This window comes from Mesorhizobium sp. M0518 (genome assembly GCF_040321125.1).
Classification (GTDB): Bacteria; Pseudomonadota; Alphaproteobacteria; order Rhizobiales; family Rhizobiaceae; genus Mesorhizobium.
This window is the reverse complement of sequence record NZ_JAMYQY010000009.1, coordinates 106746-132582: the sequence shown is the minus strand read 5'-3', so window position 1 is coordinate 132582 and position 25837 is coordinate 106746. Positions and strand designations below refer to the sequence as shown.

The 25837-nt window shown below is 63.1% G+C and carries 23 protein-coding genes and 1 pseudogene; 10 read left to right on the top strand and 14 right to left on the bottom strand.

The window, feature by feature from the left end:
* Nucleotides 1-148: 148 nt before the first annotated feature.
* The 3 genes from rpoD to NKI66_RS15255 form a co-directional block, all read right to left on the bottom strand.
* Complete coding sequence (gene rpoD / locus NKI66_RS15265; RefSeq protein WP_023809668.1) at nucleotides 149-2170, bottom strand: RNA polymerase sigma factor RpoD; 2022 nt, start codon at nucleotides 2168-2170, stop codon at nucleotides 149-151.
* A 423-nt stretch (nucleotides 2171-2593) separates the two neighbouring features.
* Nucleotides 2594-4528: a DNA primase gene (dnaG, locus tag NKI66_RS15260; RefSeq protein ID WP_023809669.1), complete on the bottom strand. Its 1935-nt coding sequence runs from the start codon at nucleotides 4526-4528 to the stop codon at nucleotides 2594-2596.
* Between the two features lie 136 nt (nucleotides 4529-4664).
* Nucleotides 4665-5045 carry an RcnB family protein gene (locus tag NKI66_RS15255; protein WP_023809670.1) on the bottom strand — a complete coding sequence of 127 codons (381 nt, stop codon included), beginning with the start codon at nucleotides 5043-5045 and terminating at the stop codon, nucleotides 4665-4667.
* Nucleotides 5046-5432: 387 nt separating this feature from the next.
* Here NKI66_RS15255 and NKI66_RS15250 point away from each other — a divergent pair, with 387 nt between their 5' ends.
* Complete coding sequence (locus NKI66_RS15250; protein WP_023809671.1) at nucleotides 5433-7097, top strand: Na/Pi cotransporter family protein; 1665 nt, start codon at nucleotides 5433-5435, stop codon at nucleotides 7095-7097.
* A 144-nt stretch (nucleotides 7098-7241) separates the two neighbouring features.
* Entirely contained in the window at nucleotides 7242-8426 is a 1185-nt protein-coding gene (locus NKI66_RS15245; RefSeq protein WP_023809672.1) for an MFS transporter, read from the top strand.
* Nucleotides 8427-8485: 59 nt separating this feature from the next.
* On the opposite strand, the gene NKI66_RS15240 is transcribed toward NKI66_RS15245, so the two are convergent.
* Nucleotides 8486-10660, bottom strand: a complete 2175-nt coding sequence (locus NKI66_RS15240; protein WP_023809673.1) for a heavy metal translocating P-type ATPase — start codon at nucleotides 10658-10660, stop codon at nucleotides 8486-8488.
* Nucleotides 10661-10766: 106 nt separating this feature from the next.
* Here NKI66_RS15240 and NKI66_RS15235 point away from each other — a divergent pair, with 106 nt between their 5' ends.
* The gene (locus NKI66_RS15235; RefSeq protein WP_023809674.1) at nucleotides 10767-11183 is read left to right on the top strand and encodes a MerR family transcriptional regulator; all 417 of its coding nucleotides are present in this window, start codon (nucleotides 10767-10769) and stop codon (nucleotides 11181-11183) included.
* Nucleotides 11184-11191: 8 nt separating this feature from the next.
* Here NKI66_RS15235 and NKI66_RS15230 read toward each other — a convergent pair.
* Together NKI66_RS15230 and katG are read right to left on the bottom strand one after the other, a co-directional pair.
* Nucleotides 11192-11748, bottom strand: a pseudogene (locus NKI66_RS15230) (GNAT family N-acetyltransferase).
* A gap of 181 nt (nucleotides 11749-11929) precedes the next feature.
* A complete protein-coding gene (gene katG, locus NKI66_RS15225) occupies nucleotides 11930-14128 on the bottom strand; it encodes a catalase/peroxidase HPI (RefSeq protein ID WP_023809675.1) in 2199 nt (732 codons plus the stop codon).
* A gap of 263 nt (nucleotides 14129-14391) precedes the next feature.
* Here katG and NKI66_RS15220 point away from each other — a divergent pair, with 263 nt between their 5' ends.
* On the top strand, nucleotides 14392-15345 hold the full coding sequence (locus NKI66_RS15220) for a hydrogen peroxide-inducible genes activator (protein WP_023809676.1): 954 nt from the start codon (nucleotides 14392-14394) through the stop codon (nucleotides 15343-15345).
* A 19-nt stretch (nucleotides 15346-15364) separates the two neighbouring features.
* On the opposite strand, the gene NKI66_RS15215 is transcribed toward NKI66_RS15220, so the two are convergent.
* A complete protein-coding gene (locus tag NKI66_RS15215; RefSeq protein WP_023809677.1) occupies nucleotides 15365-16078 on the bottom strand; it encodes a DNA helicase in 714 nt (237 codons plus the stop codon).
* Between the two features lie 403 nt (nucleotides 16079-16481).
* Between NKI66_RS15215 and NKI66_RS15210 the strand changes: the two genes are divergently transcribed.
* Both NKI66_RS15210 and NKI66_RS15205 read left to right on the top strand, forming a co-directional pair.
* Nucleotides 16482-17465, top strand: a complete 984-nt coding sequence (locus NKI66_RS15210) for a hypothetical protein (protein WP_023809678.1) — start codon at nucleotides 16482-16484, stop codon at nucleotides 17463-17465.
* Between the two features lie 78 nt (nucleotides 17466-17543).
* Nucleotides 17544-17687: a zinc-binding dehydrogenase gene (locus NKI66_RS15205; RefSeq protein WP_023809679.1), complete on the top strand. Its 144-nt coding sequence runs from the start codon at nucleotides 17544-17546 to the stop codon at nucleotides 17685-17687.
* A gap of 103 nt (nucleotides 17688-17790) precedes the next feature.
* On the opposite strand, the gene NKI66_RS15200 is transcribed toward NKI66_RS15205, so the two are convergent.
* From NKI66_RS15200 to pcaD, 3 genes are all read right to left on the bottom strand, one after another.
* Nucleotides 17791-17940, bottom strand: coding sequence for a hypothetical protein (locus NKI66_RS15200; RefSeq protein WP_245273118.1), 150 nt, complete (start codon nucleotides 17938-17940; stop codon nucleotides 17791-17793).
* Nucleotides 17941-18051: 111 nt separating this feature from the next.
* The gene (locus NKI66_RS15195; protein ID WP_023809680.1) at nucleotides 18052-18297 is read right to left on the bottom strand and encodes a hypothetical protein; all 246 of its coding nucleotides are present in this window, start codon (nucleotides 18295-18297) and stop codon (nucleotides 18052-18054) included.
* 262 nt (nucleotides 18298-18559) lie between these two features.
* A complete protein-coding gene (gene pcaD / locus NKI66_RS15190) occupies nucleotides 18560-19351 on the bottom strand; it encodes a 3-oxoadipate enol-lactonase (RefSeq protein WP_023809681.1) in 792 nt (263 codons plus the stop codon).
* Nucleotides 19352-19453: 102 nt separating this feature from the next.
* Here pcaD and NKI66_RS15185 point away from each other — a divergent pair, with 102 nt between their 5' ends.
* Nucleotides 19454-20359 (top strand): LysR family transcriptional regulator, encoded by a 906-nt coding sequence (locus NKI66_RS15185; RefSeq protein ID WP_023809682.1) that lies wholly within the window; start codon nucleotides 19454-19456, stop codon nucleotides 20357-20359.
* A gap of 114 nt (nucleotides 20360-20473) precedes the next feature.
* Here NKI66_RS15185 and NKI66_RS15180 read toward each other — a convergent pair whose 3' ends face one another.
* Together NKI66_RS15180 and NKI66_RS15175 are read right to left on the bottom strand one after the other, a co-directional pair.
* Complete coding sequence (locus NKI66_RS15180; RefSeq protein WP_023809683.1) at nucleotides 20474-20788, bottom strand: hypothetical protein; 315 nt, start codon at nucleotides 20786-20788, stop codon at nucleotides 20474-20476.
* A 128-nt stretch (nucleotides 20789-20916) separates the two neighbouring features.
* Nucleotides 20917-21366 (bottom strand): GatB/YqeY domain-containing protein, encoded by a 450-nt coding sequence (locus NKI66_RS15175; RefSeq protein ID WP_023809684.1) that lies wholly within the window; start codon nucleotides 21364-21366, stop codon nucleotides 20917-20919.
* Between the two features lie 278 nt (nucleotides 21367-21644).
* Between NKI66_RS15175 and carA the strand changes: the two genes are divergently transcribed.
* From carA to NKI66_RS15160, 3 genes are all read left to right on the top strand, one after another.
* Nucleotides 21645-22862, top strand: coding sequence for a glutamine-hydrolyzing carbamoyl-phosphate synthase small subunit (carA, locus tag NKI66_RS15170; RefSeq protein WP_031212679.1), 1218 nt, complete (start codon nucleotides 21645-21647; stop codon nucleotides 22860-22862).
* Nucleotides 22863-22932: 70 nt separating this feature from the next.
* Nucleotides 22933-23184, top strand: a complete 252-nt coding sequence (locus NKI66_RS15165) for a type II toxin-antitoxin system RelE family toxin (RefSeq protein ID WP_023809686.1) — start codon at nucleotides 22933-22935, stop codon at nucleotides 23182-23184.
* Between the two features lie 14 nt (nucleotides 23185-23198).
* Entirely contained in the window at nucleotides 23199-23579 is a 381-nt protein-coding gene (locus tag NKI66_RS15160; protein ID WP_023809687.1) for a helix-turn-helix domain-containing protein, read from the top strand.
* Nucleotides 23580-23652: 73 nt separating this feature from the next.
* Here the strand turns inward: NKI66_RS15160 and NKI66_RS15155 are convergent, their stop codons facing one another.
* A complete protein-coding gene (locus NKI66_RS15155; protein ID WP_023809688.1) occupies nucleotides 23653-24570 on the bottom strand; it encodes an aldo/keto reductase in 918 nt (305 codons plus the stop codon).
* Nucleotides 24567-25832 carry a TCR/Tet family MFS transporter gene (locus tag NKI66_RS15150; protein WP_128305499.1) on the bottom strand — a complete coding sequence of 422 codons (1266 nt, stop codon included), beginning with the start codon at nucleotides 25830-25832 and terminating at the stop codon, nucleotides 24567-24569. Before NKI66_RS15150 ends, NKI66_RS15155 begins: the two co-directional genes overlap by 4 nt.
* Between the last annotated feature and the right edge of the window lie 5 nt (nucleotides 25833-25837).

Here is a 25837-nt window from a genome sequence, read left to right as displayed (position 1 = left end):
GGCTTCGCCGGGGCGGGCATCCGGGTTGTCGCCCAGAAAATGCATCCGACACGGAAATTATCCTCCTGAAGGGCCTGCAGCGCAAGAGTGCGTCCCGCAACAAAAAAGGGCGCCATCGGCGCCCTTGAACTCTTTGCATCGGTAAGTCTCAGCTATCCAGGAAGCTGCGCAGCTTGCGCGACCTGCTCGGGTGCTTGAGCTTGCGCAGCGCCTTGGCTTCGATCTGACGAATGCGCTCGCGGGTAACAGAGAACTGCTGGCCGACTTCTTCCAGCGTGTGGTCGGTGTTCATGCCGATACCGAAGCGCATTCTGAGCACGCGCTCCTCGCGCGGCGTCAGCGAGGCCAGCACGCGCGTGGTGGTCTCGCGCAGATTGGCCTGGATCGCCGCGTCGATCGGCAGGATCGCCATCTTGTCCTCGATGAAATCGCCCAGATGCGAATCCTCCTCGTCGCCGACCGGCGTTTCGAGCGAGATCGGCTCCTTGGCGATCTTCAAGACCTTGCGCACCTTTTCGAGCGGCATGGCAAGCTTTTCGGCCAGTTCTTCCGGCGTCGGCTCGCGGCCGATCTCGTGCAGCATCTGGCGCGAGGTGCGCACGATCTTGTTGATCGTCTCGATCATGTGCACCGGAATGCGGATGGTACGCGCCTGATCGGCGATCGAACGCGTGATCGCCTGTCGGATCCACCATGTCGCGTAGGTCGAGAACTTGTAGCCGCGGCGGTATTCGAACTTATCGACCGCCTTCATCAGGCCGATATTGCCTTCCTGGATCAGGTCGAGGAACTGCAGGCCGCGATTGGTGTACTTCTTGGCGATGGAGATGACGAGGCGCAGGTTGGCCTCGACCATTTCCTTCTTGGCGATCGCCGCTTCGCGCTCGCCCTTCTGCACCTGATTGACGATCTTGCGGAATTCCAGGATCGAGATCGCCGTTTCGGTGGCGAGGTTCTGGATCTCGGCGCGCAGGTCCTTGATCGCATCCTTCTCGTTCTTGGTGAATTCCTTCCAGCCGCGCGATGTCAGATTGCCGATCGAGCGCGTCCAGTTCGGGTCGAGCTCGGAACCCTGATATTCCTTCAGGAACTCTTCGCGGCGCACGCCGTAGCTTTCGGCCAGCCTGAGCAGCTTGCCTTCGTTCTGCACCAGGCGCTTGTTGATGTCGTAGAGCTGCTCGACCAGCGCCTCGATGCGCGCCGTGTTGAGCGACAGCGACTTCACCGCCTTGATCAGCTGGTCCTTGAGCTCCTTCAGCCGGCGGTCCTGGCTGGGCGACAGCGTGCCCGCAGCGGCGAGCCTGTTCTCGACCTGCTGGTCCTGCAGCTTGCGCAGCTTTTTGTAGGTGTCGGCGATAACGTCGAGCGTCTCCATCACCTGCGGGCGGAGTTCGGCTTCCATCGCGGCCAGCGACAGGCTCGCTTCGTCCTCGTCTTCGTCGTCGTCATCCGTCAGCCCACGCGTATCGGCGCCGACATTGGTGATGTCGTCTTCGTCGTCGCGCGAACGGCGCGGCTTGTCCTCGACCTTGGCTTCCTCGACGCGCTCGACCACCGGCGCCTGCTTGGCCTCGGGGCCGGCATAGGTGGCTTCGAGATCGATGATCTCGCGCAGCAGGATCTTGGATTCGTTGAGTTCGTCGCGCCAGATGATGATGGCCTGGAAGGTCAGCGGGCTTTCGCACAGACCCGCGATCATCGTCTCGCGGCCGGCCTCGATGCGCTTGGCGATGGCAATTTCGCCCTCGCGCGACAAAAGCTCCACCGAGCCCATCTCGCGCAGATACATGCGCACCGGATCGTCGGTGCGATCGGTCGGTTCTTTCTTGGTGGTGGTGGCGGCGACCGCGGTGCCGGTCTGCTCAGCCAACTCGTTGGCGTCTTCCTCGGCATCGGCCGCGGTGTCGGTGGCCTCGGGCTCCTCGCCCTGCTCGTCGTCCTCGACCACGTTGATGCCCATGTCGGACAGCATCGCCATCGTGTCCTCGATCTGCTCGGAGGTCACTTCCTCTGAGGGCAGCACCGAATTCAGCTCGTCCATGGTGACATAGCCGCGCTTCTTGGCGGCCTTGATCATCTTCTTGACAGCATCATCGGAAAGGTCGAGCAGAGGGCCATCGGTGGCGCCTTCGCGTTCGGTTTCGACCTCTTCCTTTTCCTTTGTCGCCATAGTCTTTATCTTCTCCTAGCGGCCGAACTTCAAAGCCGCGTAAGCTGTCGGACCAGTCAAATCGGATGCGCTCGCTTATGAAACGCGCTTCACCGGGCCAGTAACTGCATCAACTCGTTTCGTTTGGTGTATGTCGTTGCCCAAATCGGGTTTCCCCTTTTGGGCGACATGCATTAAGTCCAGATTAACCCTGATATCTGTGGCAGGCGGGCTGCCTGTCCAGTGACCAGTACCTCACATCGCTTGTTTTCCCGTGACGCGGGTTCGGGTTAACGTTTCGAATCGTCCTGATTCCGCCAATCTGCCAGAAGGTCAAGCGCCTCTCGCATGATTCGCATGAAAAAAGCGAATCAATTACCCGACTTAGCCCGTTACGCGCCATTTGGACGCGCAACGACGCTTTCTCAATTCACTCGCTTCCAACTAAGCTCGCCCAGCCCTGCCCGAGGAGACGCCAAACCCTTCGATCAGCGCTTCCGTAGCCTGCACATCCTGAAATTGCGCCTGAATTTCGATCAGATGCCGATAGTTTTCGTCTGTGGGATCGGTGGCGAGCGCCGCTTCCGCCTGTTTCAGCTCCTTATGTAAGGTGCGCGCGCTGCGCTGCAAGTGCAGCGCCTGGCTGAAAGCATCGCGGGCATCTTCAAGGGCGGCGGTCTCCAGCGCCGGCCATTGCCGCATCCGCCGGATCAGCCCGACGGCCCGCTCCCAGATCTCGGCGCAGCCGGCGCGTTCGATCGTCGCAATCACCGCCTGCCGGTCATTGGCCATGTCGTGCGCCATCGCGTCGAGAATCGCTCCATGCAGCCGCCTCAGATCGGAGTTGGCGAGATCGAGGAACTCGATATGAGCGAAATTCTCGTCGATCAGCGCCGGATGGTTGACCAATGCGACGATGATCGTCGCCTCGCGCACCGACATCCCTTCGCCGCCGCGTTTGACCAAAGCCGACTGGCCGAGGCTTTCGGTGATCGCCATGCGGCCGCTGCCGGCCTTGGCGAACTGCCCGCCGGGCGCGGCCGTCTTGCCTTGGCCCTGTTTCCAGTCTTGCCGATTTTGCCTGGTGCCGCGCTGCGAGCCGAAGAAGCTCAGCACACGCTCGCGCATCTCCTGCTGGTAGTGGTAGCGCAGGCTTTCGTCGCGGATGCGGCTGGTCAGTTCGCGCAGCGTCTTCTCGAGCTCGGCCCGCCGCTCCGGCGTATCGAAGACGCCGCCCGCCGTCTCACGCATCCATAAAAGGTCGACCAGCGGCCGCGCCTCGGCCAGAACGCGACGAAACGCATCCGGTCCTTCGGCCTTGACCAGATCATCGGGATCCTTGCCTTCCGGCAGCAGCGCGAAGCGCGCCGAGCGCCCGGCCTGCACAGACGGCAGCGCCATGTCGGCGGCCCGCCACGCTGCCTTCAGCCCGGCCTTGTCGCCGTCGAAGCACAGCATCGGCTCCGGCGCCATGCGCCAGAGCAGTTCGAGCTGGTTCTCGGTAAGCGCGGTGCCGAGCGGCGCCACGACGTTCTCGAAGCCGGCCTGCGCCAGTGCGATGACGTCCATATAGCCTTCGACGGCGATGACCGTGCCGCCCTTGGCCAATGCCTTGCGCGCGCGGGCGAAATTATAGAGCACATTGCCCTTGTGGAAGAGCTCGGTGTCAGGCGAGTTCATGTATTTGGCCAGCGCATCGGGCTGCAGCGCGCGGCCGCCAAAGGCGATGATCTTCCCCCTGGAATCCGGGATCGGGAACATGATGCGGTCACGGAACCAGTCATAGGAAACCGGAATGTCGTCGCCGTGGCGCACCAGTCCGCAAGCCTCGATATCGGCCTTCGGCACACCCTTGGCGGCGAGATGCTCCTTCAGCGCATTGCGGCTGTCGGGCGCAAAACCGAGCCGGAACGATTGCTGCGTCGCCGGCGTCAGCCCGCGGTCTCTGAGATAGGCGCGGGCTTTGGCGCCTTCCGGCCCCTGCAGCCGTTCCTGGAAGAAGGCGGTCGCCATCTCCATGACGTCGGTCAGGCTGGCGCGTTCCTTTTCGCGCCGCTCCTCCTGCGCATCGCGAACCGGCATCGGCACGCCGGCCATATCGGCGATCTTTTCGACCGCTTCGGGAAAGCTCATCCCGTCGAGTTCGGTGAGGAACTTGAAATGATCGCCCGAAACCGCACAGCCGAAACAATGGTAGCGGCCCTTTTTATCCTCGCAGTGGAAGGATGGGCTCTTCTCGCCGTGGAACGGACAACAGGCCCAATAGTCGCCGCGCGGCGCGTTGGTTTTCTTCCTGTCCCACGCGACGCGCTGGCCGATAACCGATGAAATCGGCACGCGGTCGCGTATCTCGTCGAGGAAGGCGGGTGGAAAGCGCATCGGGGAACTCGTTTCCCGATTATATAATCATACCCGCGAAATCCGACGACCCTTAATGCGGGCCATACCCGGTTTCCACAGGCAAAAGAGGCGGCCGTTGCGGGCCGCCTCTTTCCAATATCCGCCTGGGGACCGATTAATGCGCGGCAAGCGCGCCGAAAATGACGCCGGAGAGCACACCGACCAACACATAGTCGTTGCCGACGCGGATCCATTCCTGGCCGCGACCGGGACGATGCAGGCCGTAGCGGCCATAGTCGCGGATCGGCTGGTGCTGTCTCCAGCCTGAATATTTATGGCCGTTGCGCCAGTTGTTGCGCTTCACGATGACCTTCTTATGGATGACGCGCTTCTGGACGAAGCGCTTCTTGACATCCCTGTTGGTGGGCTTTTGCCAGTCGACCTGGCTGTAATTCGACTGCGGAGCGTTCGGTGCATTCAGCGGTGCGGCTTGGCCGGTGAGCGACGTAGCGGCCAGCATCGAGAAAGCGAGTGCGGAAAGGACAATGCGTTTCAAAAGAAGTCTCCTTGGTTGTCGATGCCAGAGGAATAGCGGGCCACCGATGAACCGAAGCTGAACGCCTGCATTACAATTGTGTAATGATTTCCTTTATTTACCCAATAGAGCTGAACATAATCGCAAAGGCAGGAGCCGGTCGCGCTGCTAACTCTGCCTATCCGTTGCTTCGAGCCCGCCCCGCAATGCAACCATTTGCGCGTCCGTCCATTTTCCGACACCGCCCGTCGCGCTGCAACGGCCCTTGAAATCGACAAGATTTTATTATCCGGCTAAAATATTCGAGTTATTATAAGTCACCGCCATGAACATGATTCGTACCCTCGTTTTCCCTTCTGATCGCCACGCCAAACAGGACGCGCATCCTGTTTGCATGCGGGGGGCGAAATGAGCGGGTCCGTCGTCCTTCTGCATCTGGCCGGCGCCGTGGCGCTGATGCTGTTTGCCACCCGCATGGTGAAGACCGGCGTTGAACGCGCCTATGGCGACGTGCTGCGCCACCGCCTGCGCGCCACCATGCGCAATCCGATCATGGCGGTGCTGGCCGGCACCGGCCTTGCCATCGCCCTGCAGAGTTCCACAGCCGTCACGCTGCTGGTCGGCTCCTTCGCCGGCTCTGGCATCGTCTCGGGCGCCGCGGGCCAATTGGCAGTGCGCGGCGCCGAGATCGGCTCTGCGCTGGTGGTCAAGCTGCTGACCTTCGACCTCACCTTGCTGGTGCCGCTGTGCCTGATCACCGGCACGGTCATGTTCATGGCCACCGAGCGGCGCGACTGGCGCCAGACCGGCCGCATTCTGGTCGGCATCGGCCTTTTGATCCTGTCGCTGGAGATGATCGGCCAGGCGTCTGAGCCGCTGCGCAACAGCCAGCTCATGCCGGTCATCATCAACTACTTCTCGACCGATTCCATCACCGCCTATCTGCTGGCGGCGCTGATCACCTGGCTGTTCCAATCGAGCATCGCGGCGGTGCTGTTGATGGCGACGCTGGCAGGCCGCGGCCTGATCACGCCCGAACTCGGCGTCGTTCTCATCCTTGGCGTCAACCTCGGCTCCTCGATCATCGCGCCGATGCTGACCCGCTCGTCGAGCCCCGAAGTGCGCGTCGTGCCGATCGGCAACCTCCTGATGCGCGGGCTTGGCTCGCTTGTCATGCTGATCCTGGTCATGATCTTCAGGCCGCACTTCGCCTTTCTCGGTTCGACGGCGGCGGACCAGATCGTCAATGCCCACATCCTGTTCAACGTGCTGATCCTGCTCGCCGGCCTGCCGCTGGCAGGGTTCGTCTACCGCGCTTCGGAGAAGATCGTCGCACTTGGCACCAAGCCGGTGCCGGCCGCCTCGCTTGACGTCGTCGAACTGTCCGCGCTCAACGAAAGCGCGCTCGACGTGCCGAGCCAGGCGCTGGCCAATGCCACCCGCGAGGTGGTGCGGGTCTGCGAGACGATCGAGATCATGCTCAAGCGCATCATCGAACTCTATGAAAGTGCCGATGCCGACAAGATCAAGGCGCTGGCCGCACTCGACGACCGCGTCGACCGCAAGCACGCCGCGATCAAGCTCTACCTCGCCAAGTTGACCAGGAACCCGCTGACCGAGGACGAAGCGCTGCGCTGCCAGGAACTGATCGGCGCCTGCGTCAAGCTCGAGCAGGTCGGCGACATCATCGTGCGCAACATGCTGGTGCATGTGAAGAAGAAATTCGAGCGCGGGTTGGAATTCACCGACGAGGGCTGGGCCGAGCTGTGCGCCTTCCATGGCTCGGTGCTGGCCAATGCGCGGCTTGCCTTCAATGTGCTGGTGTCGCGCGATCCCGAGACTGCCCGCCAGTTGGTGCTGGAAAAGGACCAGCTGCGTGACCGCGAGAAGGAAACCAGCGCCAGCCATTTCGTGCGGCTGCGCGACGGCACCGCCAAAAGCGTCGAGACCAGTTCGATTCATCTCGATACCATCCGCGACCTGAAGCAGATCAATTCGCTGCTGGCCTCGATGGCTTATCCGGTGCTCGAAGAGCGCGGTCTGCTCACTGGGTCGCGGTTGAAGGCGAGCTGAGAAGCAGCCAATCTCCCCCACAAGGAGGGAGATTGGCGCTTCACCGCCTCGCTCACTGAAGAAAACCTAAACTCGCGACAAAAATTTCTTCATTGCCCGCAAAGCCCATCCGTGGTTTGAGGCCGTTCCAGCTAAGGCCTTGCCATGTCGCTTCCGCTTATAGCCCTGTTCATTGCCGCTTTTGCCTTCGGCACCACCGAATTCGTGATTGCCGGCGTGCTGCCGCAGGTGGCGCAAGGTCTTGGCGTTTCGGTCCCCTCGGCCGGCTACCTCGTCTCCGGCTATGCCGGCGGCATCGCCATCGGCGGCCCGCTGCTGGCGCTCGCCACCAAGTCGCTGTCACGCAAAAGCCTGCTGCTCGGCCTCGCCATCGCCTTCACCATCGGCCAGGCGGCTTGCGCGCTGGCGCCCGACTTCACCTCGATGCTACTGTTGCGCATTGCCGTGGCGGTCGCGCATGGCGCCTATTTCGGCGTCGCCATGGTCGTCGCCGTCGGTCTCGTGCGCGAGGACCAGCGCGGCATGGCTGTCGCCGTCATCCTGTCCGGCCTCACCGTCTCCAACGTCATCGGCGTGCCGGCCGGCACCGCGATCGGCAACATCTGGGGCTGGCGTGCCACCTTCTGGGTGATGTGCGCGCTCGGCGTGGCGGCAACGCTTGCCATGGCAGCCCTGTTGCCGCGCACCACCGGATCGTCGGTCAGGCCCGCCGGTTTTGCCCGCGAGGTCCGTGTGCTGGCCCGCCAGCAGGTCTGGACCTCGCTGATCCTGATGTTGATGCTGATGATCGGCCAGTTCGGCCTGTTCACCTACATCACCCCGACACTGCTGGAGGTCACCGGGCTCGACGAGAACCTGGTGCCGTGGGTGCTGCTGCTCAACGGCGTCGGTGCCACCCTGGGAGTCTTCCTCGGCGGCAAGCTCTCCGACTGGAAGCTAATGCCGTCATTGATCACCATGCTGGCCCTGCAGGCGGTGACGCTGGCCGTCATCTACGCCGTCAGCCCCTATCCCCTGCCGATGGTTGTGGCGATCGTCGTCTGGGGCGGCCTCAACTTCGCCATCGGCACACCGATCCAGACCCGCATCCTGGCCTGGACGGCGGACGCCTCGAACCTCGCCTCGTCGCTCATTCCGTCCGGCTTCAATGTCGGCATCGCGCTGGCCGCGTCGTTGGGCGCCGCGATGCTGAACAGCGGCTATGGCTACCGTAGCCTGCCGCTGCTGGGCGCCATCGCCATGCTGGTCGCCGTCGCGGTCGCACTGGCATCTTATGTCTGGGAAGGGCGCAGCAACGCCACGCCGCCGCTGACGGCTCCGGCGGAATAGACCACGATCCGGAAAAGTGGCCGCCGGTTTTCCGAAAAGATCGGATCAACCAAAACACTTCACCCGCGCCAGCGCAGCAGGCGCATGGCGTTGGCGGTGACCAGCACGGTGGCGCCGGTGTCGGCCAGGATCGCCGGCCACAGGCCGGTGATGCCTAGAATGGTGGTGACCAGGAACACCGCTTTCAGCCCGAGCGCCACACTGATGTTTTGGCTGATATTGGCCATCACCGCCCGCGACAGCCTCACCATCCGCACGACGTCCGTGATGCGGCCATGCAGGATTGCCGCATCCGAGGTCTCCAGCGCTACATCGGTGCCGCCGCCCATGGCGATACCGATGTCGGCGGCGGCGAGCGCCGGTGCGTCGTTGATGCCATCGCCGACCTTGGCGACCTTCAGCCCTTCGCGCTGCAATTCGCCGATGATGCGCTGCTTGTCCTGAGGCAACAGCTCCGCCCGCGCCTCGATGCCGAGCGAAGCGGCAATGGCTTGCGCCGTGCGGCGATTGTCGCCGGTCAGCATGATCGTGCGGATGCCTTCGGCCTTCAGCGCCGCAATGCCGACCGCCGCATCCGGTCGCGGCTCGTCACGCATGGCGATCAGCCCTGCCACCACGCCGTCGGCGACCAGCACCGAGACGGTCTTGCCCTGCCCGTTGAGGCTGTCGACGGCAAGGCGCTGCACTTGCGTCATGTCGGCGCGTTCGCCCGCCGCCGGACCGGAGCCGAGGAAGACGGCGACGCCACCGACGCTGCCCTCGACACCTTTGCCCGAGATCGCCTTCGCCGCCAGAGCCGGCGGCACCGGCGCACCATCAGCCTTGGCCCTGTCGAGGATCGCCATGGCCAGCGGATGGCTGGAACCCTGCTCGAGCGCTGCCGCCAGCGCCAGCACGGTGCGTTCATCGCGGCCATAGGCCATGATGTCGGTCACCACGGGCCTGCCCGCGGTCAGCGTGCCTGTCTTGTCGAAGGCCACCGCCGTGATCCGGCCAAACCCTTCCAGCACCGCACCACCTTTCATCAACAGGCCACGCCGCGCGCCGGTCGCAAGGCCAGCGGCGATTGCTGCCGGCGTCGAGATGACGAGCGCGCAGGGGCAACCGATCAGCAGGATCGCCAGGCCCTTGTAGATCCATTCGTTCCAGTCGCCGCCAATGAGCAGCGGCGGCAACAGCGCAACCAGCGCGCCGACCGCCAGCACCGCCGGGGTGTAGTATCTTGAGAAGCGGTCGATGAAGCGTTCAGTCGGCGCCTTGGCTTCCTGCGCCTCCTCCACAAGCCGCACGACCCGAGCGATGGTGTTGTCAGACGCGGCAGCCGTCACGCGAACCCTGAGCACGCCGTCGGTGCTGACGGTACCGGCGAAGACGGGCTCTCCAGTGCCCTTGCGCTTGGGCGTGCTCTCGCCGGTCACCGGCGCCTCGTCGATTTCGCTCGACCCCTCGATGATCTCGCCATCGGCCGGAATGCGGTCGCCCGGCCGCACCAGGATGATGTCGCCGACGCCGAGCTGTTCGGCAGGAACTTCCGATGTGCCGCTCGCGCGTTCGACCAAGGCCGTCTTCGGCACCAGATCGGCAAGTCCCTGGATGCTCGCCCGCGCCCGGCCGGCTGCGACACCTTCCAGAAGTTCACCGATCAGGAACAGCACCACCACGGCGGCGGCTTCTTCCGTAGCCCCGATCATCACGGCGCCTATCGCCGCGATGGTCATCAGCATCTCGATCGAGAACGGCGTGCCGGCCAATGCCGCCATCAGCGCTCGCCGTGCGATCGGCACCAGGCCGACCAGCAGGGCGGCAAGGAAGACCCAGCGCTCGGCCGCAGGAAGAAGATGGCCGATGCCGTAGGCGGCGAGAAGCGCTGCCGCGCAGGCCAGCGTCAGCACAGCACGGCGGGAGCGCCACCACGCCTGCCCCGGCGCCGCATCGCTGTGATCATGATCAGCATGATCATGATCCTTGGCCACTGAAGCACGCCCATCGGCCCCGCCTTCCGCCTTGACGATGCCGTAGCCCAGCCGCGCCACCTGCCGCAGCACCTTGTCGTCGTTGAGCCAACCGCTGTGGCTGACCGTCATGCTGGCGCCGGTCACCGAAACCGAGACATCGGCGACGCCGTCGAGACGACGCACCGCCGTATCGATCTTGGCCGCGCAGGAGGCGCAGTCCATGCCGCCGATCTTGAACCGTGTCTGCCCGATCGTTTCCTGCTTGAGCGGCGTCGTCATCACATTACCTGCCTGTCTTGCCCGCGCGGCGTCGCCGCATGGGTCTTGAATGCTGATGTCAGGCACTATAATTGCTCTAGTCACTAGAGCTTCAAGGGAAAATTTCATGTTTTCGATCGGTGATCTCTCGCGTCGCACCGGGGTCAAGGTGCCGACAATCCGCTATTATGAGCAGATGGGCCTTGTCGCCGCGCCCGAGCGTTCGGAAGGCAACCAGCGCCGCTATTCCAGGCAGGAGCTGGAGCGGTTGGCCTTCATCCGCCACGCCCGCGACCTCGGCTTCGCCGTCGACGACATCCGTTCCCTGATCGACTTGAGCGGCCACCCCGAGCAGCCCTGCGGCCACGCCGACAAGATCGCCGAGGAGCAACTGATCTCGGTGCGGGAAAAGATTGCCCAGTTGAAGCGACTCGAGGCCGAGCTCGAACGCATCGCCACGTGCTGCAATGGCCAGACGGTCGGCGACTGCTACGTCATCCGCGCGCTGTCGGATCATGCGCTGTGCGCCGATGAGCATGGTTGAGACACATCCTACAGCTCGATCCGGAACCGCAAGCTTTCCGCCCCGCCATAGGCGGCGTCCTCGAAGAAGCGTTCGACGAGCTTGCCGCCATGGCCAGGATCACCTTGTGCGAGGCCGGATTGCCCGGCTTGGCGGTGATATCGACGTGAGCCAGGCCGACCGCCCTCGCCTCGTCCAGCATCAGCCGCAGCGCCTCGGTGGCGTAGCCGCGCCGCCGCTTCCACGGCACCACCGAATAGCCGATATGGCCGAGCACATGCGGCGGCAGTCCCGCCGTGCCCTTCTGCCAGCGAAAGCCGATCGAGCCCGACGCCTCGCCATCCCAGATCCAGCGGCGGAAGCCCGGCAGGCGCGGCACTTTTTTGCCGTCGGGCAAGCTGATCGGGCCGCCCTTGGCCTGGGGATTGTCGAGGTCGGCAAGAAAGGCCACGGGATCCTTTTCGATGGCCGCGAGCTGCTCGCGCGTCGCTTCCATCAGCCGCACATTGTCCGGTGACCAGCCGCGCTCGAGCGCCACCTTGTAGGATGGCAGATGTTCAAGCGCGGGTTTGACGATTTCGATCATGGTGCATCGGCGGAGACGCTACGCCGATAAATAGCAGCATTGCCCGGCAAGGCACGGTCCACCAAGGAGCAGCCTCTTACGACAAGGCCGCGTTTCCATCGCTGGAAACGCGGCCCCGATCTTATGTCCTTGGGAGGACTGGAGCTCCGGCGCAGGCGCGCGGGAGTACCCTTATGCGAAGTCAGGCGATGTCGAAGCGGTCGGCGTTCATCACCTTTGTCCATGCCGCCACGAAATCCCTGGCGAATTTCTGGCTTGCATCCGCGGAGCCATAGACCTCGGCAAGCGCACGCAACTGGGCGTGCGAGCCGAAGATCAGATCGGCACGGGTGCCGGTCCACCTGACCGCCTTGGTCTTGCGGTCGCGCGCCTCGTACACCTCTTCCGAACCCGGAACAGAGCCGGCGGCCGGATCCCAGACCGTGTTCATGCTGAGCAGATTGACGAAGAAGTCGTTGGTCAAAGTGCCCGGCCTGTCGGTGAACACGCCGTGCTTCGATCCGCCGGTATTGGCGCCGAGCACGCGCAGACCGCCGACCAGCACCGTCAATTCCGGCGCGGTCAACGCCAGCAACTGCGCCCGGTCGACCAGCATGGCCTCGACCGACATCGGCTGCTTGCCCCTGACGTAATTGCGGAAGCCGTCGACCTTTGGCTCGAGCGCGGCAAAGGAATGCACGTCCGTTTGCTCCTGCGAGGCGTCCATGCGGCCTGGCGTGAACGGCACCTTCACCTCATGGCCTCCGTCCTTCGCGGCTTTCTCGACCGCGGCAACGCCGCCAAGCACAATCAGGTCGGCAAGAGAGACTTTCTTGCTGCCCGCGTTGAACTCCTTCTGAATGGCTTCGAGCTTGGCAAGCACCTTCGACAGTTCCGCCGGCTGGTTGACGTCCCAATCCTTCTGCGGCGCCAGTCGGATACGTGCCCCGTTGGCGCCACCGCGCTTGTCGGAATTGCGGAACGTCGAGGCCGAGGCCCACGCAGTCGAGACCAATTCGGAGACTGAAAGGCCCGATGCCAGGATCTTCGCCTTCAGCGAGGCGATGTCCTGCTCGCTGACCAGCTCGTGGTCGATGGCCGGGATCGGATCCTGCCAGATCAGCTCTTCCTTCGGCACGAGCGGGCCGAGATAGCGGGCGACCGGACCCATGTCGCGATGGGTCAGCTTGTACCAGGCGCGGGCGAAGGCGTCGGCGAATTGCTCCGGATGCTCGTGGAAGCGCCGCGACACCTTTTCGTAGGCAGGATCTACCCGCAGCGCGAGATCGGTGGTCAGCATCGCCGGCGCGCGGCGCTTTGACGGATCGTGCGCATCCGGAACGGTGCCGGCCCCGGCGCCACCCCTTGGCGTCCACTGATGGGCGCCGGCCGGGCTCTTGGTCAGTTCCCAGTCGAAGCCGAACAGATTGTCGAAGAAATTATTGCTCCACTTGGTCGGCGTCGTGGTCCAGGTCACTTCGAGGCCCGAGGTGATGGCGTCGCCGGCAATGCCGGAAGCATGCTTGCTCGACCAGCCGAGGCCTTGCGCCTCGATGATCGAGCCCTCTGGCTCCGCGCCAACCAACGACGCATCGCCGGCACCGTGCGTCTTGCCGAAGGTGTGACCACCGGCGATCAGCGCCACGGTCTCCTCGTCATTCATGGCCATGCGGGCGAAGGTCTCGCGAATGTCGCGGGCCGAGGCCAGCGGATCCGGCGTGCCGTTCGGCCCTTCCGGATTGACGTAGATCAGCCCCATCTGCACGGCGCCGAGATGGCCGCGAAGTTCACGGTCGCCGGAATAGCGCTTGTCGTCGAGCCACTTGGTTTCCGAACCCCAGTCGACGTCCTGCTCGGGCTCCCAGACGTCAGCGCGGCCGCCGGCGAAGCCGAAGGTCTTGAAACCCATCGATTCCAGCGCGACGTTGCCGGTGAGGATCAGAAGGTCGGCCCAGGAAATCTTGCGGCCATATTTCTGCTTGACCGGCCACAGCAGCCGGCGCGCCTTGTCGAGATTGGCATTGTCCGGCCAGCTGTTGAGCGGTGCGAAACGCTGCTGGCCTGCCCCGGCGCCACCACGGCCATCGCCGATGCGGTAGGTGCCGGCACTGTGCCAGGCCATGCGGATGAACAGCGGCCCGTAATGGCCGAAGTCGGCCGGCCACCAATCCTGCGAATCCGTCATCACCTGGTGCAGGTCCTTGATCACCGCATCGAGATCGAGCGACTTGAATTCCTCGGCATAGTCGAACTCTTCGCCCATCGGATCCGAAAGGTTCGATTGCTGATGGAGAACGCCAAGATCGAGTTGGTTGGGCCACCAGTCACGGTTGCTCCTGCTGGAGGATCCGTGTGCAACGGGGCATTTGCCGGCGCTGGGATCATCGGTCTGTGCGTCCATGTTCTTCTCCGATCGTGGCTGTGTTGAGCTGTTCAACTGCTGCGTGACAGGGACATAGAAATGTCCCTGGAGGCGGTCCGTTTCATGGCTGGCGCGATGACCATATGCCCGATACGCGACCGAATATGTTGGATGTCCTGTTGCTGCGGGCATGCGCCTCACCAGGCGGTCCCGGCTGCTCCTCATCTTCGTTGCGACTCGTATAGCAAAGCCGTCTGATTAATTTAAGTTGGATTTCCTGATTACAGCGATAAGATGACATTATGACAAACCTGACGCTGAAGCAGTTGCGTTATTTCGAGGCACTGGCGCGGCACAACCATTTCGGACGCGCGGCGGATGCCTGCGCCATCTCGCAGCCCGCCATCTCGGTGCAGATCCGGGAGTTGGAGGAAACGCTTGGCACGGCGCTTTTCCAAAGAGGCCCACGCCAGGTCCGGCTGACCAATTTCGGCGAGGAATTCGCCTTGCGCGTCCGCGACATCCTGCGCTCGGTGGACGAGCTGACGGATCTGGCCCGCGCCTCGCGCGACCGGCTGGTGGGACGGTTGCGCATCGGCGTGATCCCGACGATCGCACCCTATCTTCTGCCTGCCATCATCGGCAACCTCGCCCGCATGCATGACGGGCTCGATATCCACGTGCGCGAAACGCAGACGCAGAAGCTGATCCAGGAACTGGCCGACGGCCGGCTCGATGCGGCCATCGTTGCCTTGCCGGTGTCGGAACCCTCGCTGACGGAAATCGTGCTGTTTGCCGAGAACTTCGTGCTGGTCCGGCCCGGCGAGGATGAGGGAAAGCCGGTGCCCAACCGCGAAATGCTGCGCGAGATGCGGCTGCTCCTGCTCGAGGAGGGCCATTGTTTTCGCGATCAGGCGCTGTCGTTCTGCAACATGCATTCGGCACGGCCGCGCGAGTTGCTGGACGGCAGCTCGCTGTCGACCCTGGTGCAGATGGTCGGCGCCGGCGTCGGCGTCACCTTGATCCCCGAAATGGCCGTGCCGGTGGAGACGCGCTCCGCGGCAGTCTCTATCGCCCACTTCGCCAATCCCCAACCATCGCGGACGATCGGCATGATCTGGCGCAAGACAAGCCCGATCGCCAAACAGCTGCTGCTTATATCCGAAGTGGTTCGCCAGGCGGCCGAAGCATTGCGCGCGCAGCACAGTTCGGCATCGGTTGCACAGCCTCTGAATCTACCGGCAGCGGCCCAATGAAGGCTGGCTGACCGGATCGTCAGCCTGCCGCGTGGAACCGGATTTCGCCCTTGTTCAGGAAGCAGGTCTTGTCGAACAGCGACAGGTCCAGAGGGTTTGGTAACCGCACGTCGCTGATATCGGGAACCGGCTTCCTCGCCGGATCGTATGAGCGATCGATCTGCGAGATGAAAACGAGGATCAATCCCCTGTCGCGGGCAAAGGCCTTCAGCGTGCGGACTTGCGCCATCAGGTCCGGGTTTTCCCGCTTCTGATCGAGCAGTTGCAGATAGTCTATGACCACCAGCGTACCGCGCGCCGCCGCCGCCAGCGTTCTGACGATGTAGTCGGCGCTGATGGCGTCGGAATTGTCGAACACGAACCGGTCGTTGAACCGTGCAGGGTCCGCCCCGATGGCGCGAAACCGGCCCAGCACATCCCGCTGCGTATACTCCAGCGTGAAGAACACACCGCGATGGCCTGATTTCATGGCTTCGACCGCGAGTTCGAGGCACATCAGCGTCTTGCCGTGGCCGGGTCGTGCACCCACCAGAACAAGATCGCCGGGCGCAAGTTGCGCAAACAGTATGCCGGCAGGCGCCGCCTCGGCTGCCTTGGCTGCAAGCAGACTCCAGCTGGCGAAGCCTTCCTGTGCTGCAACACGATCAAGCGCTTCGTGGAGCGGAATTTTGGCCTCGCGGGACAACAGCTTGGCTTGACGCTTCAGATGGTAAACGGGCGCGGACAGCTTCATTGCAAAACCTCCTGGTGCGAGCAGTTTCCGCAATCCCTCCTTATGCCTGGCGCTCGAACAGTCGGTTCGGTGATGAGAGTGCCCTGCATGAACGATGCTTTCCCGGCGGAGGGAGGAGGCGTGGGCTGCGCCAGAATCAGATGATAGCTCAATCCCTGCGTATCGAAAATCGCAGACATTCAAAGATGCGGGGAGCCCGCTGCAAGCCTCGAGCCAGCATCCCGGCGTAGGAGCATTTGCGCGCGTCGATCTCCTTCATGGCTCTTCGTGCGGACTTGCGGAGGGCACGCGTTAACAAAGGGTGCGCTAAACAAGATGTGTTTCGCCTGATAATGCGAGACCCTTTATGATCGATTCCCGGCGGCAACACCGCAAGGAAACGGCTTTGGCAGGAGTTGATCCGGTGCGGTTGAGATTCGTCCCTCTGGGTATCGTCCCGATCCTCAGCCTCCTCGTCGCCGCCATTGCCTTGACGATGTCGGCTCGATCCTTTGCCGCACCATCTGACGTTCCGGCCTGGCTGCAGGCTCACATCGGCAACAGCGACGGCCAGATCTCACAAATTGTCCTCGAACGAGCCCGCGCGCTTTACCGGAAGAAGGTCGCGCAAGGTGCAGTCAAGAACCCCTGCTACTTCGCCATGGATGCGACGCGCCCCAGCGATCTGGGCGATGGCGTTCTGGGGCGCCGCTATTACGTCATCTGCGAAGCCAGCCAGTCGTTTCGCGCGATTTCGTCGGGTCATGGCAGCGGCCGGGATTTGAAAGGCGTTGTCGATTTTTCGAACAGCAAGCGGTGCGCGAAGAATTTCGGCAATGCGATGGATTCGTCGTTGACGGCCGGCGGCGGCTATATCACCCGCGAGGCAAAAACCTCGTTCAAGGGCTATTACCGCACCGTTGCGAAACAGGACGCGGTTTTCCAGCGCACCTTCATCCAGTTCGACGGCGAAGGCGAGGCCGCGAATGCCAGGCAGCGGGTGATCGGCGGCCATGCCGCCCAGGTGCTGCACGGCCTATGCCTGCGCAAAAACCCGAAAAGTTCGCATGCCGACCATGACGGCTTCGTGCCGTTCGGCAAACTGGTGGACTATGCCGGCGGCCGCAGCAATGGCTGCACCAGCTGGTCGCCGGCGGATGCGCAGCAGATCATCACCATGGTCAAGGACAATCCGACGACGCTCTATATCTACCCGGAATCGCGCGACATCGCCGCGGTCGCAGCCAACCATTCACAGCCGGGCGCCTACTGGAACGCGTCCTGCCTGAAGGAAATCGGCACACCTAAATTCTGGCCGCGAAAGACCCTCGAGCCGATCATCGCCCAATACAGGAAGGATCACCCGGCACCACCGCCGCAGCCGCTGCCGATCTGCGAAGCGTCTTGAAGTCCGCATCGCACCGCCGCGTTGATTAGGACCGTGCCGCTTTATGTTCGGCGGAAAAGGCAAAGTGGCGGAGCGCGCGTGGAGATCGGCCGCCTCATCGAGGCCGGCAAAGTCACCCCCTTCGTGCAAGCCACCTACCCTCTTGGAGAGGTCGCCGAGGCGGAAGAACGGCTGGAAAACGAGCATGTGCGCGGCAGGATCGTATTTGAGGTCGCCGCCTAGCGACGTGGTTGCGTGGATTCCCCCGGACGCAGAGCTGGATCAGGCCGCCGAGCCAATTTTATCAAAAGCTAGCGGCGCGCCGAGGCTGGCGTCCAGCAGGGCGTCAGTCCCGTAAACGGTTGGCGGCATGATCCTGATGCTGCTCTGTCGCGACCTGCCTGGAGTCCAAACCGCGTTCTTTGGAATGCTGTGCCTTGTCGCGATTGGACAGAACCTTGTTTTCTTCGAGCTTGTCCTTTGGCGTTACGGTCATGGCGCCTGTCCCAGAACCCTTTCCCTGCGAACCTGCTCCGATGTGTTTCTTGCTCCCGCGTGCCATGGGCTGCCTCCAATCTATGAGAAATGTTCCAGGATCGGTGCTCATCTAGTCGTCAGGACGGTTTTTGTGATGGACGCTTTCCTGATTTTTGCCGCGAAGGATGTTGCGGTCGTCCGGATCGACGAGGTCCGGTGTGTCGGTTCTCATGTCCGATCCCTTGCGCAGCGCTTCGCGTTCCGCCGCTGATCGTTTCAGATCCGCCTCTGAATCGAAATCCTTGCCGGCGTTCTTTGTGTTTTCCCGCTCTTCAATGATGCGAATTTGTTGATCGTGGGTTTTGCGTCCAGTCATCGCTTCCTCCGGCGTGTTCGTGTTGGCGCTCGAAAGTCACCGGCCACCTCTAAGGTCGGGTCCGAGCCTGCCCTCGTGCTGATAATGGCAAGGTGACGGGATCGTTCCGAAAAGCGTTGAAGACGCTTTTCGCCAGATGGGCTCGGTTCGGCTTAGGCGCTCACGTTGACCGAGGCCGCCGCCCCTCTTCTGAACCATGGCCTCCTTCGAACGTTCGGCGACCACCGGACTGGCGCCGGACGCCTTTCCGTCGCGCTCCAGCTCAGCGCAGGAAATCGACCACAGCCTGGATGAACTCTGCCGGATACTCAATGTTCGACAGATGGACCGCGGGCAGCACGACCAGCTTCGCGCCGGGCACCGCCGCGGCAATCATCTCGCCGTGGCTGGCTGCTGTCACCGTGTCGTGCCGACCGGCGATCACCAGCGTCGGTCGCGGTATCAGTGCTACGGTACGGCGAAGATCGGCGTCGCGAACCGCCGCGAACAGGCCCGCCAGGCCTTGCCGGTCGATAGCCAGCAGCATGGTGCGAAACTCTTCGACCACGGGCTCGTTGGCGGCAACCATCGACGCGGGGAACCAGTTGCTCAGGAACGTCTCGGCGGTTTCCGACATGTCCGGTGCCTGCCGCACCGCGGCAATCCGCTCGTCGAAATAGCTTGCCGGCGAGAGATGAGACGAGGTGTTGCTCAGGATCAGCCGGTCGATCCGCTCGGGCGCGTGGATGCCGAGCCACTGCGCGACGAACCCGCCAAGCGACAGGCCAAGGAAATGTACGCGTTGCAGGTCGAGCGCGTCGAGCAGTTCGATGACGTCGCGGCCAAGCCGGTCGAGCGAGTAGGCGCCGACAGGAACGCTCGATCCGCCATGGCCGCGAAAATCGTAGCGCAGGATACGGAAATGCTTCGACAACTCGCCAACCTGCCTGTCCCACATGTGCAGCGTGGTGCCGATGGAATTCGATAGCACCAGCACCGGCTTGCTTGCCTCGCCGTCGAAGCGGTAGGCGATGCGCGTGCCGTCGCCCGTCGTGACGAAATTCAGCTTGTTCATGATGAAAATTCCTTCTGGAACGTTTGAATGAGGCCAAACGTAGCCGAGGGATAATTTTGTTGATATTACAAAGATGGGACAATCTTTGTAATAAAAACCGACATGACCGAATTTACTCTCCACGACCTTCAATGCTTCGATGCGGTGATTCGCACCGGCGGCTTTCAGCCTGCGGCGGCCGTGCTGCATCGCTCGCATCCGGCGGTGTTCGCTGCCGTCGCCAAGCTGGAGCGACAGCTCGACCTTTGCCTCCTGGACCGCAGCGGCTATCGCGTGCGTGCGACCGAGGCAGGGCTGTCGTTCCACCGCCGAGCGCTATCGCTGCTGCGCGAGCTGGATGGTTTGCGCGTCCATGCCGCCCAGTTGGCGATGGGTGAGGAAAGCGAGATCCACGTGGTGATAGGCGACCTGTGCCCGCGCCCGCATGTGCTGGGCATGCTCGGGCGGTTCTTCGCACAGTGCCCCGGCACCCGCCTGCATCTGCATTTCGAAGCGGTCGGCGGCCCATGGGAGCGTCTATTCGATGACGAAGCCGATCTGATCCTGCACTGGGTCGACAAGGGCGATGCGCGGGTGGAATGGGTCGATCTGTGCAAGGTGTCCTTCATTCCCGTGGTGGCGCCGGGCTTTCTGCCCGAGCGTATCGAGCAGCCGATCACCCTGGACCAGATGCAGGCACTCACCCAATGCGTCATGCGCGACAGCGCCCGCCATTCGCCACAACAAAACTATTCGCTGATCGAAGGCGCGCCGCAATGCCTCGTCGCCGACCAGGGCATGAAGAAGGAGATAATCCTGCAGGGCCTTGGCTGGGGCCACCTGCCCCGCTTCCTGATCGAGGAAGAACTGCATGACGGGCGCCTGCAATCCATTGCCGGCCGCCATCTGCCGGGCCGCACCGACGAACTGGTGGTGGCGCGGCGCCGCGACCGGCCGCATGGGCCGATCGCCAACCGGCTGTGGGATCATATCCAGCAGGAAGCGCCGACATTGCGCCGTGCATTGTAGCCGAGGAGGCCCGCCGGACAGATACCGACCAACCAGTCGCGAAAGGCGCCAGTGGAAATCGGTCATTAATGACCGGCCGTGCAATGCCAGGACCTCTCGGGTCCCGTCGAGCGATCACTTCCTGTGATACGCTCCAGGCTGGCGGCCGCTCTTCGGAGCCTTGACGTCCTTTGAACGCTCCGCGATAGCGGGGCCGGCCCCGGACGTCTTTTCGGTTGCGGCGCTCGGCGTGCCTTGCCTTGGCGGGTTTTGTCCGTCCGACTGGCGGGTTCGGTCTTCCACTTCGCCCACCCGGCGGGTGAGCCCCATTCCGCTGGCGGGCTTCTTGTTGGCGGCCGCATCCTGGGCGAATTCATCGGAAGCGTCGGCATCGGTCTTCGCCGGATATTTCGTCGCGCCGGTTTCGTAGCGGGTTTCGTTGTCAGTCATGACATCTCTCCAGTTGCATGACGGATAAACATCTCGGCGGTATCCGAGTTCCAACTCCTGGACTTCCGGACGGATCTGGGTTCCGGGAGCGCCCGGTCGGCCACCCAAGCGACGAGATGAGCAGCACCCTACTGCAGCAGACCCTTGACGATGCCGCTCGCCTTGCCGAAATCCATCTGGCCGGCATATTTCTGCTTCAGTGCGGCAATCACCTTGCCCATGTCCTTCTGGCTGGCCGCACTGGTCGCGGCGATCGCCTCGCGCGCCGCAGCCGTCACCGCCGCATCGTCCAACTGCGTCGGCAGGAAGGTGCGGATGATCTCCATCTCGCCGCGCTCCTGCGCGGCGAGTTCCGGCCGTTTGCCGTCGTCGAAGGCTTTGGCCGATTCCTCGCGCTGCTTCACCATCTTGGCCAGGATCTGCAGGATCTCCTCATCGCTGGCCGGCTCCTTGCCCGAACCGCGATTGGCGATGTCGCGGTCGTGAATGGCCGCTTGGATCAGCCGCAATGTCGGCAGCCGGTGCTTGTCCTGCGCCTTCATCGCGCTCTTCAGGGATTCGGCGATTTTGCCGCGCATGGTACATTCTCCTTCGATCGGCGCGGACAATAGCGCCGGGGGCGAGCCAAGGCAAACCCTGATATGCCGGGGCAAGCCACTGATTTTGCTAGGCGAAATAAAACATGGCGGCATTTCGCATGATCATTGACCGCTCTGCCCCCTTCCCCTATGTACTGGGCCTTGCATGAACGGAAATTTGACTGCGTGGAGGCCGCGAAAATCGCCGCTTCGCGCCGTTTGCCGCGCAGATGGCCCGCCGGGCCGGTTGCAGCGGGCAGCCCGATAGGAGTGCCGCCATGGCCGAGATGACCGCCGCCTCGACGCCCGCCTGGACCACTGAAAAGCCGACCGCCCTTCTGGTGCTGGCCGACGGCACCGTCATCGAAGGTCGCGGCCTCGGCGCCACCGGCTCCGCCGTCGCCGAAGTCTGCTTCAACACGGCGCTGACCGGCTACCAGGAAATCCTCACTGACCCTTCCTATGCCGGCCAGATCGTCACCTTCACCTTCCCGCATATCGGCAACATCGGCACCAATGACGAGGACATCGAGGATCTCAATCCGGCCGCCCGCGCCGGCGCCGTTGGCGCCGTGTTCAAGGCCGATGTCACCGACCCGTCCAACTACCGCGCCGGCGCTGGTCTCGACCAATGGCTGAAGAAGCGCGGCATCGTCGCCCTTTCGGGCATCGACACCCGCGCGCTCACCGCGCTGATCCGTGAAAGGGGCATGCCCAACGCCGTCATCGCGCATGCGCCCGATGGCGTGTTCGACCTCGACGATCTGAAGCGCCGCGCCGCCGCATGGTCGGGGCTGATCGGGCTTGACCTCGCCAAGGAAGTCACGTCGGGCCAGTCCTCGGTCTGGCGCGAGACGCCCTGGGTGTGGAACGAAGGCTTTGGCGAGCAGACCGAACCGACAATGCACGTCGTCGCCATCGATTATGGCGTCAAACGCAACATCTTGCGCCTGCTCGCCGGCCTCGGCGCCAAGGTCACGGTGGTGCCGGCCAAGACCGGCGCCGAACAAATCCTTGCCATGCAGCCGGACGGCATTTTTCTCTCCAATGGCCCCGGCGACCCGGAAGCCACCGGTGACTATGCCGTGCCGGTCATCCGGGATCTGTTGAAGACCGACATCCCGGTGTTCGGCATCTGCCTCGGCCACCAGATGCTGGCACTGGCGCTGGGCGGCAAGACCGCCAAGATGCACCAGGGCCATCACGGCGCCAACCATCCGGTCAAGGACCACACCACCGGCAAGGTCGAGATCGTCTCGATGAACCACGGCTTTGCCGTCGATGCCGACTCGCTGCCATCGGGCGTCGAGGAAACCCACGTCTCGCTGTTCGATGGTTCGAACTGCGGCATCACGCTGACCGGCCGGCCGGTGTTCTCGGTCCAGCATCACCCCGAAGCCTCCCCCGGCCCGCAGGATTCGCACTACCTGTTCCGCCGCTTCGTCAATTTGATCCGCGAAAAGCGCGGCGAGGAATTGCTGGCCGAACGGGCCTGATCCTTTGAGGATCGGCTGTTAGCTATAATATCGCTTAACGCAAAGCGATAAATGTGCGATATTATTTGTTGTGAAGACGATCATCCTTTCAGTATCGGCGGCTCGCGATCTCGATAACCTGCCGGCGGATGTCCGCGAGCAGGTTTCCGAAGGTTTGATCACTTACGCCGTCAGCGGTCGTGGAGATGTAAAGCGTCTTGCCGGCCGGAACGGTTATAGACTGCGTATCGGCCGCTACCGCGTCATATTCGACGAAGACCGCACCACGATTCTCGCGATCTACATCGGCAAGCGTGAAACGACGACCTATAGCAGGCCATAGGACAGGACATCATCATGAACGCCCCGCAAATCATCAAGACCTCAACCGGCGAAGAACTGGTCGTCATCCCGAGGGCCGACTACGAGGCATTGCTGCATGCCGCTGAAGAAGCCATGGATGCTGCGGATGTGGCGATCTACGATGAACGGAAGGCCGAGCTCAAAACGGAAAAGCCCCTGCCCGCTGCCGTGACCATGGATATCCTGCGGGGCTCGAGCCGGCTCAAGGCGCTGCGCAATTGGCGCAACCTGACCCAAGCCGATTTGGCGACTGCTATTGGTGTCAGCCAGGGTTTCCTGTCCGACCTCGAATCCAATCGTCGCAAACCATCGCCGCAGACCAGTGCCATGCTGGCAAAGACGCTGGATATCCCCGGCGAATGGATCGAAACCTAGAGCAATCCCGGGAAAAGTGTGAAACGGTTTTCCGTCCGGGAATTGCGTCAAACAAAGACTCTAGTATCTCGTCCTACGCCACCGGCCGGCCTTCGCTGGCTTCCAGGATGGCGAACCATTGCTGGCGGTCGAGGCTGATCTCCAACGCCTTGACCATGGCGGCCAGCCGTTCCGGCTTCATCGAACCCAGCACCGGCACCAATCGGGCCGGATGGCGCAATAGCCAGGCGATCGCGACGGCAGCCAGATCGCCGGCTCCGATCTCGGCGGCCACCGCAGCAAGCGCTGCCCGCACCCGCGCCTCGCGCCCCTCCTTGCCGGTGAACAGCGAGCCGCCCCCGAGCGGCGACCAGATCATCGGCGCATAGGCAAGGCGCTGCGCGTGGTCCAGGCTGCCGTCGGTCAATGCGGCCGTTTTCAGCACCGACATTTCGATCTGGTTGGTGGCGAGGGCGAACGGCAACCGTGAGGCCAGCAGATCGAACTGCGACGGCGTGAAGTTGGAGACGCCGACCGCCCTCACCTTGCCAGATGTGACCAGCTTGGCAAGAGCTGCCGCCGTCTCGTCGGCATCCGTCAGCGGGTCGGGCCGGTGCAGCAGCAACAGGTCGATATAGTCGGTGCCGAGATTGGCAAGCGACCGCTCCACCGACGCAACAATATGGCCGCCACCGGTATCGTAGTGCTTCAGCCGGTTGTCCGGCCGGTTTGGCGACTTCAGCATGATATCGCATTTCGAGATCAGCTCGATGCTGTCGCGCTTGCCTTCCCAGCGCGCCAATCCCGCACCGAAGGCCGCTTCCACCTCGTAGTTCCCATAGATGTCGGCATGATCGAAGCTGGTCAGGCCGAGATCGACGGCGGTGCCGATCAGCCGTGCGACCTGATCGGCATCCGGGCGGGCGGCGCTGTCGAGCAGACGCGAGGCGCCGAAGACCAACCGCGACAGCGACAGTCCGTCCCGAGTCAGCGCAATGCGGCTGTGACTCACACCTGCGCTCCATCTTCGGCGACGCCGGCGGTGACATTTGCGCGCGCCGCGGGCCTCGCCACCTTGGTGACGAAGACGATGACCGCCAGCGTCAGAAAACATGCGCCCACCAGATAGGGCGCACCGCCGAAGGTCACCGGCGCGCTTGGCCCGGTGAACCAGGAAAAGATCGCCGTATAGAGCAGCGGCGTGATGATCGAGGTGATCGAGAAGATCGAGGTCATCGCCCCCTGCAATTCGCCTTGCGCCGATGGCGGCACTTTGGCGGCGGCGAGGCTCCTCAGCGGTGGATCGGCCAGCGCTTCCAGACAGCCGACGACGATCACCGCATAGATCATCCAGCCTTGCGACGCGAAGGCATAGCCGAAGGCGCTGGCTGCCGTGAATGTCAGGCCGATGACCGCCGTCTTCCACTCGCCAAGCCTCGGGATCACGCGCGGCAGCACCGTCGCCATGACGATCGCACCGCACAGGCCGAAGGCGCCGAGCGAGAAGCCGATCTGCTGCTCGCTCCAGCCATAGCGATAGCTGGAGACGAACGACCAGACCGCCGGATACATCATGTGCCCGAGCGTCATCAGGAAGAAGACAAGCCCGATCCAGCCGATGCCTTGATATTGGCGCATCTGGAGCAGCGTGCCGACCGGGTTGGCGCGTTTCCACTCGAAGCGGCGGCGATGCTTGTCATCGAGCGTTTCCGGGAGGAAAAACAACGCAATGAGGAAATTCACGAAGGCGAGCCCGGCGGCGAAATAGAACGGCACGCGCGGCCCGAACGTACCGAGCAGCCCGCCGAGAACCGGCCCGATGACGAAGCCGACGCCAAACGCGATACCGAGCAGGCCGAAATTCTTTGCCCGGTTCTCATTATTCGAAATATCGGCGATGAAGGCTGAAGTCGTCGAATAGCTGGCGCCTGAAATGCCGGCCAGCACACGCCCGATGAACAGCATCGGGTAGGACCAGGCGACCGCGCAGATCAGATTGTCGATGGAGAAGGTCAGCACCGATGCGAGCAGGATCGGCCGCCGCCCGAACCGGTCGCTCAAGCCGCCCATGATCGGCGCGAAGACGAACTGCATCGCCGCATAGACGAAGAACAGCCAGCCGCCTTCGATCGCCGCGCCGCTGATGCTGACCCCGGTCAATTCCCTGAGATAGGCCGGCAGCACCGGCATGATCATGCCGAAGCCGATAATGTCGAGCAGCAGCGTGGTGAAGACGAGCGCAAGGCCCCGTCTGGCGGTTTTAGGGTCGATCATGCAGG